This window comes from Kitasatospora sp. NPDC049258 (genome assembly GCF_040678895.1).
In the GTDB taxonomy this organism is placed as follows: Bacteria; Actinomycetota; Actinomycetes; order Streptomycetales; family Streptomycetaceae; genus Kitasatospora.
In genome coordinates, this window is the sequence record NZ_JBFAQT010000016.1 from 68,925 (window position 1) to 83,584 (window position 14,660).

The 14,660-nt window shown below is 70.9% G+C and carries 14 protein-coding genes; 11 read left to right on the plus strand and 3 right to left on the minus strand.

Annotated features, from left to right (window positions below; all coding sequences use genetic code 11):
• The first annotated feature begins 66 nt into the window (after positions 1 to 66).
• Together nadC and AB0K43_RS16355 are read left to right on the plus strand one after the other, a co-directional pair.
• The gene (gene nadC / locus AB0K43_RS16350; protein WP_363640115.1) at positions 67 to 1,047 is read left to right on the plus strand and encodes a carboxylating nicotinate-nucleotide diphosphorylase; all 981 of its coding nucleotides are present in this window, start codon (positions 67 to 69) and stop codon (positions 1,045 to 1,047) included.
• A gap of 58 nt (positions 1,048 to 1,105) precedes the next feature.
• Positions 1,106 to 1,903, plus strand: a complete 798-nt coding sequence (locus AB0K43_RS16355; RefSeq protein WP_363640117.1) for a type III pantothenate kinase — start codon at positions 1,106 to 1,108, stop codon at positions 1,901 to 1,903.
• A gap of 5 nt (positions 1,904 to 1,908) precedes the next feature.
• On the opposite strand, the gene AB0K43_RS16360 is transcribed toward AB0K43_RS16355, so the two are convergent.
• Positions 1,909 to 2,790, minus strand: a complete 882-nt coding sequence (locus AB0K43_RS16360; RefSeq protein WP_363640119.1) for a hypothetical protein — start codon at positions 2,788 to 2,790, stop codon at positions 1,909 to 1,911.
• Positions 2,791 to 2,887: 97 nt separating this feature from the next.
• The gene (locus AB0K43_RS16365; protein WP_363640121.1) at positions 2,888 to 3,427 is read right to left on the minus strand and encodes a SigE family RNA polymerase sigma factor; all 540 of its coding nucleotides are present in this window, start codon (positions 3,425 to 3,427) and stop codon (positions 2,888 to 2,890) included.
• 167 nt (positions 3,428 to 3,594) lie between these two features.
• Between AB0K43_RS16365 and AB0K43_RS16370 the strand changes: the two genes are divergently transcribed.
• From AB0K43_RS16370 to AB0K43_RS16400, 7 genes are all read left to right on the plus strand, one after another.
• Positions 3,595 to 4,338 (plus strand): hypothetical protein, encoded by a 744-nt coding sequence (locus AB0K43_RS16370; protein WP_363640123.1) that lies wholly within the window; start codon positions 3,595 to 3,597, stop codon positions 4,336 to 4,338.
• A 351-nt stretch (positions 4,339 to 4,689) separates the two neighbouring features.
• Positions 4,690 to 4,842, plus strand: coding sequence for a hypothetical protein (locus AB0K43_RS16375; RefSeq protein ID WP_363640125.1), 153 nt, complete (start codon positions 4,690 to 4,692; stop codon positions 4,840 to 4,842).
• Positions 4,843 to 4,932: 90 nt separating this feature from the next.
• On the plus strand, positions 4,933 to 6,480 hold the full coding sequence (gene lysX, locus AB0K43_RS16380) for a bifunctional lysylphosphatidylglycerol synthetase/lysine--tRNA ligase LysX (protein WP_363640127.1): 1,548 nt from the start codon (positions 4,933 to 4,935) through the stop codon (positions 6,478 to 6,480).
• A 4-nt stretch (positions 6,481 to 6,484) separates the two neighbouring features.
• Complete coding sequence (locus tag AB0K43_RS16385) at positions 6,485 to 6,640, plus strand: hypothetical protein (protein WP_363640129.1); 156 nt, start codon at positions 6,485 to 6,487, stop codon at positions 6,638 to 6,640.
• A gap of 103 nt (positions 6,641 to 6,743) precedes the next feature.
• Positions 6,744 to 7,226 carry a BlaI/MecI/CopY family transcriptional regulator gene (locus AB0K43_RS16390; protein WP_363640131.1) on the plus strand — a complete coding sequence of 161 codons (483 nt, stop codon included), beginning with the start codon at positions 6,744 to 6,746 and terminating at the stop codon, positions 7,224 to 7,226.
• A gap of 9 nt (positions 7,227 to 7,235) precedes the next feature.
• Entirely contained in the window at positions 7,236 to 7,766 is a 531-nt protein-coding gene (locus tag AB0K43_RS16395; RefSeq protein ID WP_363640133.1) for an amino-acid N-acetyltransferase, read from the plus strand.
• Positions 7,767 to 7,898: 132 nt separating this feature from the next.
• On the plus strand, positions 7,899 to 8,249 hold the full coding sequence (locus tag AB0K43_RS16400; RefSeq protein ID WP_363640135.1) for an Lsr2 family protein: 351 nt from the start codon (positions 7,899 to 7,901) through the stop codon (positions 8,247 to 8,249).
• A gap of 16 nt (positions 8,250 to 8,265) precedes the next feature.
• On the opposite strand, the gene AB0K43_RS16405 is transcribed toward AB0K43_RS16400, so the two are convergent.
• Positions 8,266 to 8,727, minus strand: coding sequence for a hypothetical protein (locus tag AB0K43_RS16405; protein ID WP_363640137.1), 462 nt, complete (start codon positions 8,725 to 8,727; stop codon positions 8,266 to 8,268).
• Between the two features lie 570 nt (positions 8,728 to 9,297).
• Between AB0K43_RS16405 and AB0K43_RS16410 the strand changes: the two genes are divergently transcribed.
• Both AB0K43_RS16410 and AB0K43_RS16415 read left to right on the plus strand, forming a co-directional pair.
• Positions 9,298 to 11,811, plus strand: a complete 2,514-nt coding sequence (locus tag AB0K43_RS16410; protein ID WP_363640139.1) for an ATP-dependent Clp protease ATP-binding subunit — start codon at positions 9,298 to 9,300, stop codon at positions 11,809 to 11,811.
• A 416-nt stretch (positions 11,812 to 12,227) separates the two neighbouring features.
• The gene (locus AB0K43_RS16415; protein ID WP_363640268.1) at positions 12,228 to 14,513 is read left to right on the plus strand and encodes an immune inhibitor A domain-containing protein; all 2,286 of its coding nucleotides are present in this window, start codon (positions 12,228 to 12,230) and stop codon (positions 14,511 to 14,513) included.
• Positions 14,514 to 14,660 lie beyond the last annotated feature (147 nt).

Here is a 14,660-nt window from a genome sequence, read left to right on the forward strand (position 1 = left end):
CTCCGAGCGCACTTCCCCGCGCCCCCGCCGGGGCACACCCCCGCACCGCCCCCGAAGGAGCATCCGATGACGCACGACCACGACCACGACCACGACGAACTCCCGCTGGCCGACCAGGCGGGCTGCGGCGACGGCTGCGCCTGCGGTGACGGCGAGGCGTACGAGAGCGGCCTGGACCCGGCGCTGGCCGAGCTGCTGGAGCAGGCCGGCCTGGACCCGGTCGAGGTCGAGGACATCGCCTCGCTCGCGCTGGCCGAGGACCTGGCCGGCGGCGAGGACGTCACCTCGGTCGCCACCGTCCCGGCCGACGCGGTGGCCACCGCGGACTTCACCGCCCGCCAGGCCGGTGTGGTCGCGGGCCTGCGGATCGCCGAGGCCGTGGTCTCGCTGGTCTGCGAGGAGGAGTTCGAGGTCGAGCGGCACGTCGAGGACGGCGCCCGGGTCGAGGCCGGCCAAGTGCTGCTCTCGGTGCGCAGCCGCACCCGGGACCTGCTGACCGCCGAGCGCTCGGCGCTCAACCTGCTCTGCCACCTGTCCGGCATCGCCACCGCGACCCGGGCCTGGGCCGATGCCCTGGAGGGCACCGCCGCGGTGGTCCGCGACACCCGCAAGACCACCCCGGGCCTGCGCGCCCTGGAGAAGTACGCCGTGCGCTGCGGCGGCGGTGCCAACCACCGGATGGCGCTGTCCGACGCCGCCCTGGTGAAGGACAACCACGTGGTGGCGGCGGGTGGGGTGGCCGAGGCCTTCAAGGCCGTCAAGGCGCTCTACCCCGAGCTGCCGGTCGAGGTCGAGGTCGACACCGTCGAGCAGATCCAGCCGGTGCTGGACGCCGGGGCGGACCTGATCCTGCTGGACAACTTCACCGTCGCGCAGCTGCGGGAGGCCGTCGAGCTGGTGGCCGGCAAGGCCCGGCTGGAGGCTTCCGGCGGCCTGACCCTGGCCACCGCGCGCGAGGTCGCCGACACTGGTGTCGACTACCTCGCCGTCGGTGCCCTGACCCACTCCTCGCCGATCCTGGACATCGGCCTGGACCTGCGCGCCTGATCCGTCCGCCGTGCCCGCCAGCGAGCAGGCGGGGCCCACCTCAGCCAGAAAGCACCCCATGCTCCTCACGATCGACGTCGGCAACACCCAGACCACGCTCGGCCTGTTCGACGGCGAGGAGATCGTCGAGCACTGGCGGATCTCCACCGATCCGCGCCGCACGGCGGACGAACTGGCGGTGCTGCTCCAGGGTCTGATGGGCTCCCACCCGGTGGTCTCGGCCGAGGACCGGGTGGCCGGGCTGGCGATCTGCTCCTCGGTGCCCGCCGTGCTCCACGAACTCCGCGAGGTGACCCGCCGGTACTACGGCGACGTCCCCGCGGTGATCGTGGAGCCGGGGGTGAAGACCGGGGTGCACGTGCTGATGGACAACCCCAAGGAGGTCGGCGCCGACCGGATCGTGAACGCGCTGGCCGCCAACCACCTCTACGGCGGCCCGTGCATCGTGGTCGACTTCGGCACCGCCACCACCTTCGACGCCGTCAACGAGCGCGGCGACTACGTGGGCGGGGCGATCGCCCCGGGCATCGAGATCTCGGTCGAGGCGCTCGGCATGCGCGGCGCCCAGCTGCGCAAGATCGAGCTGGCCCGCCCGCGGAACGTGATCGGGAAGAACACCGTCGAGGGGATGCAGTCGGGCATCCTCTACGGCTTCGCCGGACAGGTCGACGGCCTGGTCAACCGGATGGCCAAGGAGCTCGCCAAGGATCCGGACGACGTCCAGGTGATCGCCACCGGCGGGCTGGCCCCGCTGGTCCTCGGCGAGGCCGAGACCATCGACGTGCACGAGCCCTGGCTCACCCTGATCGGGCTGCGGCTGATCTTCGAGCGCAACCGGCCGGCCACCGCCGCCTGAGCGGCTCACGGCCGGGCGGGGGGTGTGCCCGGGCCCCCGGCGGCGGTGCCCGCGTCGGGGACCCGCTCGATCTCGATCGGGTCGCCGCCCGACCCACCGCGCGGGTCGCCCAGGTCGCCGTCCCCGCCGGCGGCGAACGGGTCCACCGGTCCGACGGCTGCCGCCACCTTGTCCCAACTCGGGTCCGTGACCAGGGCGGTGAGCTGGGCCTCGGTCAGCGGCGGGTCGAGGCGGGTGACCGCCTCACCGCGCTCCAGCGGCCTGCGGTTCCACTCCTGCAGCATCATCACCCGGCCGTCCGGGCGGTACAGCTTCGCCGACCAGGTCTTCGCGCCGGCCGGCTCGTCGCTCCTGGTGGCGGCCTGGTAGATCACCACCGTCGAGCCGTCCGCCCGGGTCGCGGCGGTGCACCGGTCCCCCGCCGGCTGCACCGGATCGGGGCAGCCGGGCCGCTCGGCGACCAGCCCGGTGGTGATCCAGAACAGCACCTGGGCGGGCCCGTGGCCGTCGTCCAGGACCAACCGGACCTGCGGGGTGCCGCTCGCGGTCCCGCGCGCCTCGGCCACCTGCGTGCCGCCCGGCGGCAGCAGCGCGACGAGCGTCGCCAGCACCTCCTTCCCGGTCAGCGGGCGGGCGGCGGCGGGGTGCGCCGCGGTGGCGCCGCCGTGGCCCGCCGCCTGGCCCAGCACGGCGCCGGTCAGCAGCCCCAGGGCCGCGCCCGCGGTCACCAGGCCCGCCCGGCGGCGCCGGCGCAGGGTGCGGCCCCTGGCCCGGGCGCCCTCGATCAGCGGGTGGTGGTCCGTGCCGAAGCGGCCACCGGCGGCGGACATCGCGGTGGCGAAGTCCCGCTCGAAGCGCGCGGTGTCCTGGTCCGGGTCGACCGACATGCGTGATCACCGTCTCTCGTTGGGTCGATGGTGCGGAATTCCGAAGGGTGGGCAGGAAGCACTCAGGTCTGAGGTCTCAGGCCTCAGGCCTCAGGCCTCAGGCCTCGGCGAGCAGGGCGAGGTCGTCCCCGATCAGCTCGCGGATCCGGCCGAGCGCCCGGAGGCTGCGGACCCGGACCGCTCCCGGGCTGACCCGCAGCACCTCCGCGGTCTCCTGGACGCTGCGGTCCTCCCAGTACCGCAGCACCAGCACCGCCCGGTCGCCCGGCGACAGCCGGCCGAGCGCCTCGACCAGCGCGATCCGCAGCAGCGGGTCCGCCGGCCTGGCCTCGTGGTCGGGCAGCACCTCGGTCGGCTGCTCCGCGCTGCTGCGCCGGCGCCGGTGCGACAGGAAGGTCCTGACCAGGACGGTCTGCGCGTACCCGGCCGGATTGTCGATCCGGCCCCGCGGGGCGAGCCAGGAGGTGCGCTGCCACTGGGCGTAGACCCGGCCGAGCGCCTCCTGCACCAGGTCCTCGGCGAGGTGGACGTCGCCGCCGGCGAGCAGGCAGGCGGTCCGGTAGAGCTGTCCGGTGCGGGCCGCAGCGAACTCCAGGAAGCCTTCCTCGGTGGCGCGCCCCACGCCGTCTCGTGCCATCTGCTGAGCTCCCCCGAGTCGAATTCCCCTGACATCTGGTTGACGCCCGCCCCGGTGGGCGCGTTACACCGGGTACGGAGCAGGGCGGTGACCGGGCGTCGGGCCAAACGTGGGGTCTTCACGCGATGTTCCCGACAAATCGGATATTCCTCACGTAGTGTCAGCGCATGCCTACGCCACACGGATCGCGCGGCGGCATGGCCTTCAGCGCCGACGAAGTCCGCGTGCTGCGCCGCGCCCTCGCCCAAGCCCTCCACCCGGCCGTGTCCGACCGGCTCCTACCGCCCGGGCCGGAGCCCGAACTCTGGGCCGAGGACGTCCAGGAGGCCCTGCGCCTCACCGAGGCGATCGAGGAGGCCGTCGCGGAGGGCGGCCGGCTGCGGGTCTTCCTGCTGGCCGACCTGGCCCGCTACCGGGCCGCCCTGCCCGGCAGTGCGGCGGGCTACCTGGAACGCCTGGAGGAGGCCGTGGCGGACGGCTACCTGCCGACCGCCGAGGACCTCGCGGCGCTGCGCTCCCTCACCCGGCGGCCCTGCGGCCCCGTCGAGCGCTCCCGCCGCTCCCGGCTGGCCGGGCGCTGCCACGCGCTGGCCGAGGCCGAGGTCCGCGCGCGCCTCTCGCTCAACTCCGCGCCGCGGCACCTGGCCGCGGTGCCCGACCCGGCCGCCGAGCCCACCTTCACCGCGGCAACGAACGCCGCGGACCACCCAGTTGGAGGACGGATCCCGATGAGCAGCAACTCCGCCGGCACGCCCAAGCCCGCCGCCGCCCCGGCCCCCCGCCCCCAGCCCCGCCGGATGCCCACCCCCGCCGAACTCTTCGGCCGCCGCCCCCGGTCCGCCCCGGCCCCCCAGCTGGCCCCCCAGCCGGCCGCCGAGAAGGAGACCGAACTGGCCACCGGCACCGGCTGACCGCGCACGCAGCGAAGGGGAGGCCACCCCCGGCCTCCCCTTCGGCCTGTGCGGGTACGCCACCCTGCGTAGTCGCACAGGGAGTTGAGTTCCATTCTGACAACGGCCGGGGCGGTGTTCGGGTCGCCTCGGGTGCTTTGCCGGGAAATGACCGCACCAGTCCCCGGGCGTGACCGGCCGGCGGCCCGTTGACGTCTGCGCCTGCATCACCGCGTACACACATCGACGGGGGAACGCATGCGAATCAGGCACACCCGAGCACTTCTGGCCCCACTCGCCGCGGCGGTCCCGGCGACCGCGGCCGGGGCACGCTCACCGTCGGTCTGCACAGCCGCCGGACTCCGGGCCCGGGTGGCCGCCCACCACGAGGCCGGCGAGCAGGACGGCCACCCGGTCACCTCGATGCCCTGGGACCACGACCCGGCGAACGACTCGGTGACCCTGCGCCTCGACGCCAGGGCGCACGGCTGGGTGCCGGCCGCCACGGCCGCCGACCCGGCCTGACGGCGCGCCCCGCCGGAGTGTCGCGCCCTCCGGCGGGGCGCCCGGTCATCCCGTGGCGGCCCGGCCCGTTCGGCTGGCTACCCTTGTGGGGTGAGCGATCAGAGCACTGTCACCGCGACCGACGACCTCCCCGAGCAGATGCGCGTCCGGCGCGAGAAGCTGGACCGGCTCCGGGCGGCCGGCGTCGACCCGTACCCGGTCGGCTTCCCCCGCACCACCACCATCGCCGACCTGCGCGCCAAGCACCCCGACCTGGAGCCGGACACCGCGACCGGCGAGCGGGCCGGCGTCACCGGCCGGGTGATCCTGGCCCGTACCGGCGGCAAGCTCTGCTTCGCCACCCTGCGCGACGGCTCCGGCGACCTCCAGGTGATGTTCTCCCTGGACAAGCTCGGCCCGGAGCGGCTGGCGGCCTGGAAGTCCGACATCGACCTGGGCGACCAGGTGGGCGTCGAGGGCGAGGTGATCACCTCCAAGCGCGGCGAGCTGTCCGTGATGGTCGACCGCTGGGAGCTCACCGCCAAGTGCCTGCGGCCGCTGCCGGACAAGCACAAGGGCCTGACCGACCCGGAGGCCCGGGTCCGCCAGCGGTACGTGGACCTGATCGTCAACCCCGAGGCGCGCGAGATCCTCCACCTGCGCAGCAAGGTGGTCCGCTCGATCCGCCGCACCTACGAGGACCGCGGCTACATCGAGGTGGAGACCCCGATGCTGCAGCCGGTGCACGGCGGCGCCAACGCCCGCCCGTTCACCACCCACATCAACGCCTACGACATCGACCTCTACCTGCGGATCGCCCCCGAGCTCTACCTCAAGCGGCTGGTGGTCGGCGGCGCGGAGAAGGTCTTCGAGATCAACCGCAACTTCCGCAACGAGGGCGCCGACTCCACCCACAACCCGGAGTTCACCTCGCTGGAGTCGTACGAGGCCTACGGCGACTACGACACCCAGGCCGAGCTGATCCGGGCCACCATCGTGAACGCGGCCCGGGACGCGCTGGGCACCACCGTGGTCCGCGGCATCGGCCCGGACGGCGCGGAGCACGAGATCGACCTGGCCGAGCCCTGGGCCGAGGTCAGCGTCTACCCCGGCATCTCGGCCCACCTGGGCACCGAGATCACCCCCGCGACCTCGGTCGAGGAGCTGCGCAAGCTCGCCGACGAGGCCGGTGTGCCCTACGAGAAGGAGTGGGGCCACGGCCAGATCGTGCTGGAGATGATCGAGCGGCTGCTGGAGCACAACGCGATCAAGCCGACCTTCATCCGGGACTACCCGACCGAGGTCTCCCCGCTGACCCGCCAGCACCGCTCGGTGGCGGGCGTGGCCGAGAAGTGGGACCTGGTGATCTTCGGCACCGAGATCGGCACCGCCTACTCGGAGCTGGTCGACCCGGTCGAGCAGCGCGCCCGGCTGACCGCCCAGTCGCTGCTGGCGGCCGGCGGCGACGTCGAGGCGATGCAGGTGGACGAGGACTTCCTGCGGGCCCTGGAGTACGCGATGCCGCCCACCGGCGGGCTCGGTCTCGGCGTGGACCGCCTGATCATGCTGCTCACCGGGAAGAACATCCGCGAGACGGTGCTCTTCCCGATCGTCAAGCCGGAAGCCAAGCAGGCGGCCGCGGCCGCCGAGGAGGAGTGACCTGATGGACTACGTCAGCGCGATCGTGCCGCCGCTCGTCATGGCGATCGGCTTCGGCTTCCTGGTGCGGGCGATCATCCGCAGCCAGGGCGGGGCCCAGCGCTCCAAGGAGGACGCGGCCGCCGACGCACTGGCGGCCCGGTCCACCACCGGCGAATAGCAAGGCAGAGGCCGGCGCGCCGTCACCCCACCGGGTGGCGGCGCGCCGGTGCGTTTCCGGTCTGGCCGATTCTGTCCGGAATCGGCCCTATCCTGGCCGGACTATGGTGCGGCAACTCGGAGAACTAGAGAACGACATCATGACCAGGGTGTGGCAGTGGAACCGCCCGGTCACGGTTCGCGAGGTTCTGCTGGATCTGCAGGCGGAACGCGAAATCGCGTACACGACGGTGATGACGGTGCTCGACAAGCTGTACCGAAAGGGCTGGCTGCGCCGGGAGCAGGCGGGCCGGGCCTATCGATATGAGCCGGTCTCCTCGCGCGAGGCATACACCGCCGCGCTGATGAACGACGCTTGGGCGACCAGCGACAATCCGGCCGCCGCGCTGGTGCACTTCTTCGGCCTGATGTCGCCGGAGCAGCGGGACGCGCTTCGCGACGCGCTCCGGGTGGCCGGCCCGTTCACGGCCGAGTCCGAACCGTCCCCGCCGGATACGCCGGAGGCCGAAACCCGGCTCACCGATACCGGCCGTACCGATACCCCGGCCTCCGGTGCGGGGGAGACCGGGGAGCCGTCCGCACGATAACGTCCGGCCATGGAGGTCACCATCCGCCGGGCGCGGACCACCGATGTGCGGGCCGTGCGAGGGCTCATCGACGCGTACTCGCGCAACGGGATTCTGCTGGACAAGCCCACTGTCACATTGTTCGAATCGGTGCAGGAGTTCTGGGTCGCCGAACGGGACGACACCGGTGCGGTGGTCGCCTGCGGCGCCCTGCACGTGATGTGGGAGGACCTGGCCGAGGTCCGTACCCTCGCGGTGGACCCGGCCTGCAAGGGCCACGGCCTGGGCCACCTGGTGCTGGACAAGCTGCTGCAGACCGCGCGCTGGCTGGGGGTCCGTCGGATTTTCTGCTTGACGTTCGAGGTCGACTTCTTCGCGAAACACGGTTTCGTCGAGATCGGCGAAACCGACGATCGTACGTCAGACCCGACCGCCGTCGCCACGGAAGTCTATGAAGAACTCCTGCGCTCGTACGATGAAGGTGTCGCGGAGTTCCTGGACCTGGAGCGGGTGAAGCCGAACACCCTGGGCAACTCCCGGATGCTGCTGCGACTCTACTGAGTCCGGGCGCGCACCGCGGCGCCTTCCCGGCGCATGTCGCACACCCCCGGAGCGGCCGGGGGTTTGTGTTTTCCGGGAAAAGGCGGTTTCCTTTCCCCAGGCAATGAGTCGTTAACACGGAAAGGGAAGCCCGTGGCACAGAGGGTTCAGGTCATTCTGGAAGACGATCTCGACGGCGGCTCGGCGGACGAGACGGTCACGTTCGCGCTGGACGGTGTTGCCTACGAGATCGACCTCAAGAGCGACAACGCCGAGAAGCTGCGCGGCCTGCTCGCGCCGTACGTCGAGAAGGGTCGCAAGCAGAGCGGCCGGCTCAGCGCTCCGCGCCGCAGCAGCGGCCGGGCGGCGGGCCGCGCCTCGGCCGGCCAGCCGGACACCGCGAAGATCCGGAACTGGGCGAAGGAGAACGGCTACCAGGTCAACGACCGCGGCCGGGTGCCCAGCAACGTCCGCGAGGACTACGAGAAGGCCCACGCCTCCTGACCCGAGCGGGTCGGATTCAGGGCGCCGGCGCCAGGCCCATCAGGTCGCGCGCGCAGGCGTCCGCCAGGCAGTCGAGCAGGCGCAGCAGATCGGGCGAGCCCAGGTTCAGGGCCGGGCCGCCCGCCCCGGGGCGCAGCCAGACCGCCGGGCGGCGCGGCCGCCGCTCGGGGTGCGGGGTGTTCCACTCCGTGCCCCGCGGCAGCGGTACCCGCACCGCCCCCACCGGGCGCAGGCCGAGCCCGAGCTCCTCGCCCCAGCCGAGCCAGCGGAGCAGCGCGGGGACGAGTTCGGCGGTGCCGGGCGCCAGCAGGAAGGCGGCCGAGCCGCCGTGGCGTACCACGGCCCCGTAGCGCAGCCCGAGGCGGTCCAGCCGGCCGAGGGCGGCCCGGGCGGGCGGCAGCGGGAGTTCCACCCGGTCCGAGTCCAGCAGGGCGGCGGCCGGTGCCGCCGGGGTGTCCACGAGCGGCGGGACGGTCATGGGCTGTGCAACGCTGGAGGGACGAAGCGGTCACGCGGCGGGCACCTGATCGGGTGTCGCCGTACGGGCGCCCCGGCCCCCGCTGCGGGTCGGGAGCGGCTCGGGGCCCGGTCGAGCCGCCGTCAACCGGGCGGCGGGACCGGGCGGATCGGCCACCGGGCACCCCCCGGGCATCCACCGGACTTCTCGCCAGGCGAACACCGCCACCCGGGAAACTGCGCGAAACTCGTCGGAATACCGGGTATGAATGCAGGCGGGAGGGGTCGAACGACCCCGACCGAGGCAGGACGCGAGACCGGCCGCCCCGCCCTCGGCAGAGCGTGTTCGCCGATGGCGTAGCGGTATCGGGTGCATCAGGCCCACCTGTGGGAACACCGTCTCCCAGCATCAGGTTGGGACTGGTGTCGGCTGGTCGCGCTGCATGATTCCCCACGCGAGTGGGGTTGACTCTTCTCGTCCGGCGACGGGCGGGAGAGGCCCATGGCCGCGCCGCTGAGCGGGACTAGCATGCGGAAGGACAGGGCGGGGACGGACCCCGAACTGACCGACCGCTCTGAGGAGCGATTAACGATGTTCGAGAGGTTCACCGACCGCGCGCGGCGGGTTGTCGTCCTGGCTCAGGAAGAAGCCCGGATGCTCAACCACAACTACATCGGCACCGAGCACATTCTCCTGGGCCTGATCCACGAGGGCGAGGGTGTCGCCGCCAAGGCGCTGGAGAGCCTCGGGATCTCGCTCGAGGCGGTCCGCCAGCAGGTCGAGGAGATCATCGGTCAGGGCCAGCAGGCCCCGTCCGGTCACATTCCCTTCACTCCCCGGGCGAAGAAGGTGCTGGAGCTGTCGCTCCGCGAGGCCCTTCAGCTCGGCCACAACTACATCGGCACCGAGCACATCCTGCTCGGCCTGATCCGCGAGGGCGAGGGCGTCGCCGCCCAGGTCCTGGTGAAGCTGGGCGCCGATCTCAACCGGGTGCGCCAGCAGGTCATCCAGCTGCTCTCGGGCTACCAGGGCAGCAAGGAGTCGGCCCCGGCCGGCGGGCCCACCGAGGGCACCCCCTCCACCTCGCTGGTCCTGGACCAGTTCGGGCGCAACCTCACCCAGGCCGCCCGCGAGGCCAAGCTCGACCCGGTGATCGGGCGCGAGAAGGAGATCGAGCGGGTCATGCAGGTGCTGTCCCGCCGCACCAAGAACAACCCGGTGCTGATCGGCGAGCCCGGCGTCGGCAAGACCGCCGTGGTCGAGGGCCTGGCCCAGGCGATCGTCAAGGGCGAGGTGCCCGAGACGCTCAAGGACAAGCAGCTGTACACGCTGGACCTGGGCGCGCTGGTGGCCGGTTCGCGGTACCGCGGTGACTTCGAGGAGCGCCTGAAGAAGGTGCTCAAGGAGATCCGCACCCGCGGCGACATCATCCTGTTCATCGACGAGCTGCACACCCTGGTCGGCGCGGGCGCCGCCGAGGGTGCGATCGACGCGGCCTCGATCCTCAAGCCGATGCTGGCCCGCGGTGAGCTCCAGACCATCGGTGCCACCACGCTCGACGAGTACCGCAAGCACCTGGAGAAGGACGCCGCGCTGGAGCGCCGCTTCCAGCCGATCCAGGTCGCGGAGCCGTCGCTGCCGCACACCATCGAGATCCTCAAGGGCCTGCGGGACCGCTACGAGGCGCACCACCGGGTGTCCATCACGGACGCCGCGCTGGTCGCCGCCGCGACCCTGGCCGACCGGTACATCTCGGACCGCTTCCTGCCGGACAAGGCGATCGACCTGATCGACGAGGCCGGCTCCCGGATGCGCATCCGCCGGATGACCGCGCCGCCGGACCTCCGCGAGTTCGACGAGAAGATCGCCGACGTGCGCCGCGAGAAGGAGAGCGCGATCGACGCGCAGGACTTCGAGAAGGCCGCCTCGCTGCGTGACAACGAGAAGCAGCTCCTGCAGGCCAAGGCCAAGCGGGAGAAGGAGTGGAAGGCCGGCGACATGGATGTCGTCGCCGAGGTGGACGAGGAGCTGATCGCCGAGGTGCTGGCGACGGCCACCGGCATCCCGGTCTTCAAGCTCACCGAGGAGGAGTCCTCCCGGCTGCTGCGCATGGAGGACGAGCTGCACAAGCGCGTCATCGGCCAGAAGGACGCCATCAAGGCGCTCTCGCAGGCCATCCGGCGCACCCGGGCGGGCCTCAAGGACCCGAAGCGCCCCGGTGGCTCGTTCATCTTCGCCGGCCCGTCCGGTGTCGGTAAGACCGAGCTGTCCAAGACGCTGGCCGAGTTCCTGTTCGGCGACGAGGACGCGCTGATCGCGCTCGACATGTCCGAGTTCTCCGAGAAGCACACGGTGTCCCGGCTGTTCGGCTCCCCGCCCGGCTACGTGGGCTACGAGGAGGGCGGCCAGCTGACCGAGAAGGTCCGCCGCAAGCCGTTCTCCGTGGTCCTCTTCGACGAGGTCGAGAAGGCCCACCCGGACATCTTCAACTCGCTGCTGCAGATCCTGGAGGACGGTCGGCTGACCGACTCCCAGGGCCGGGTGGTCGACTTCAAGAACACGGTCATCATCATGACCACCAACCTCGGCACCCGGGACATCTCCAAGGGCTTCAACCTGGGCTTCGCGGCCACGGGTGACGCCGCCAGCGGGTACGAGCGGATGAAGGCCAAGGTCGGCGAGGAGCTCAAGCAGCACTTCCGCCCCGAGTTCCTGAACCGTGTCGACGACATCGTGGTCTTCCACCAGCTGTCCGAGGAAGACATCATCCAGATCGTCGACCTCATGATCGACAAGGTGGACGGCCGGCTGAAGGACCGCGACATGGGCCTGGAGCTCAGCGTCGAGGCCAAGAAGCTGCTGGCCAAGCGGGGCTACGACCCGCTGCTGGGCGCCCGGCCGCTGCGCCGGACGATCCAGCGCGAGATCGAGGACCACCTCTCCGAGAAGATCCTCTTCGGCGAGCTGCGGGCCGGCCAGATCGTGGTCGTCGGCGTGGAGGGTGAGGGCAAGGAAGCCAAGTTCACCTTCCGCGGCGAGGAGAAGTCCGCGGTGGCCGACACCCCGGCCGCGGTGAGCACCGCCGGGCCGGATCTCACGAAGTAGCCACACAGCACCGAAAAAGGCCGCGGCCCCGACGTGATGTCGGGGCCGCGGCCTTTTCAGTTGCAAAACTGTTTACGCTTCCAATTGCTGTGAAAATTCAGACTTTTCGGCCTTTTGGTGCCGATACCCAGACCGTGCGGACACGGACGGGCCCTCAAGCCGGGGGTTTGGGGCCGATTTGACTGACTATCAGCTGATCCTGGAAGCCGGGGAGGATAGCGGCGCGGGCATGTCAGGGTCAAGGTCTTTCTTTTTTACTAGCTCTTGGATCAAATGACGTCCACCTGTCTTTCATTGGTTCACCGGCTGGCCAAGAGCTGCGCCGGTAAGGGGAGGACGTCACCACGTTGAAGATATCCAGGAAGGCCGCTTCGGCCGCCGCTGCCGTCGCGGCCGTCGCCGCGCTCGGCGCGGGGATGCTCCCGGGCACGGCCGTCGCCGCGCCGAGCGCGATCCCGCGTGACCCGGCCGACGCAGCGCTGACCACCAAGCTCGACGACTCGCTGCCCGGCCCGCTCTCGGGCAAGGTCGAGGCCGAGCAGAAGGCCGCGGTCGACCAGCTGGTCAACGGCACCGCCACCATCGAGTCGCACGGCGGTGGCACCAGCATCAAGCTGGGCCGCGACAAGTACGTGGAGCTCAGCCGCGAGCGCACGGACAAGATTTTCACCATCCTCGTCGACTTCAGCGACCAGGTGGACAACACCACCAAGCTGCCCGACGGCACCGTCAAGTACGGCGGCACCCCCGGGCCGCAGCACAACCAGATCGCCGCGCCGGACGCGAAGACCAACAACTCCACCGCCTGGCGCGCTGATTACAACCAGCAGCACTACCAGGACCTGTACTTCTCGAAGACCGGCGACTCGCTGAAGACGTACTACGAGCGTCAGTCCTCGGGCCGGTACTCGGTCGACGGCCAGGTCACCGACTGGGTCAAGGTGCCGTGGAACGAGGCCCGTTACGGCTCGGACTACTGCGGCCAGCACGTCTGCAACAACGCGCAGGACCTGATCCGCGACGGCGTCAACGCCTGGGTCGCCGACCAGAAGGCCAAGGGCCAGACGGACGCGCAGATCAAGGCCACGATCGCCGGCTACGACCAGTGGGACCGGTACGACTACGACCACGACGGCAACTTCAACGAGCCCGACGGTTACATCGACCACTTCCAGATCGTGCACTCCGGTGAGGACCAGTCGGCCGGCGGCGGCGTCCAGGGCACCAACGCCCTGTGGGCCCACCGCTCGTACGTCTACGGTGCGCTGGCCGGCTCGGCCGGTCCGGACGCCAACAAGCTCGGCGGCACCCCGGTCGGCACCTCCGGCATCTGGGTCGGCGACTACACCATGCAGCCCGAGAACGGCGGCCTCGGTGTCTTCGCGCACGAGTACGGCCACGACCTCGGTCTGCCGGACCTCTACGACACCTCGGGCTCCGGCAACGACAACTCGGTCGGCTTCTGGTCGCTGATGTCGTCCGGCTCCTGGCTGGGTGACGGCAAGAAGGAGATCGGCGACAAGCCGAACGACCTGGACGTCTGGAGCAAGCTGCAGCTCGGCTGGCTCAAGTTCGACAAGGCGCAGGCCGGCAAGGACTCGCTGCACTGGCTCGGCCCGGTGGAGTACAACACGAAGCGGCCGCAGGCCATCGTGGTGGACCTGCCGAAGAAGACGGTCACCACCGAGATCAACACCCCGTTCGCGGGTGCCAACGAGTGGTGGAGCGGTAGCGCGGACGACCTGAACGTCTCGCTGACCCGCACCATCGACCTCACCGGCAAGACCTCGGCCAGCCTGTCGGCCAAGGCCTGGTACGAGCTCGAGACCGACTACGACTACGCCTACGGCGAGGTCTCCACCGACGGCGGCAAGAACTGGACCGCCGTCGCGGGTACCTTCAACGGCGCGGCGCTGCCGGTCGACGGTGCGAACCACCCGGCGATCAACGGCACCACCAACAACACCTGGGGCGACCTGGTCTTCCCGCTCGACGCCTACGCGGGCAAGAGCATCCAGTTCCGCTTCCACAACGTGACCGACGGTGGCGTGCACCTCAAGGGCCTGGCCGTCGACGACGTCAAGGTCACCGCCGACAACGCGGCCGTCTTCACCGACGGTGCCGAGAGCGGCGACAACGGCTGGACCGCCACGGGCTTCTCCCGCATCACGGGCAAGTTCTCCAAGGACTACGCCCAGCACTACCTGGTGGAGAACCGTCAGTACGTGTCCTACGACACCACGCTGAAGACCGGTCCGTACGTCTTCGGTTCCGCCGCCAAGCCGAACTGGGTCGAGCACTACGCCAACCAGAACGGTGTTCTGATCTGGCTGTGGGACGAGTCGCAGTCCGACAACAACGTCACCAACCACCCGGGCCAGGGTCTGATCCTCCCGATCGACTCGCACCCGGCCCCGCTGAAGTGGGCCGACGGCACCTACATGCGTCCGCGCATCCAGGGCTACGACTCCACCTTCGGCTTCGAGCGCACCGACGGCCTGAAGCTGGACAAGGCCGACGTGCTCACGAAGATCCCGTCGTCGAAGGCCGTCAGCTCCTTCAACGACCACACCACCAAGTACTACGACGCCGCGACTCCCTACAGCAGCGTCCAGGTTCCGGACACCCACACCCGCATCGACGTGCTGTGGCAGAGCTGGAACGACCTGGAGACCATCATCCGGGTTCACCCGGTGAAGTGACCTCAGGTCAGCAGTACCACTGAACAGCTGCGGCCCCGGCGGGTTCTCCCGTCGGGGCCGCGGTGCGTCCGGGTGCTGGGCCGGTCCTGGGCCGGTGCTGGGCCGGTGCTGGGCCGGTGCTGGGCCGGTCGGGCCGGCCCGGGCGGC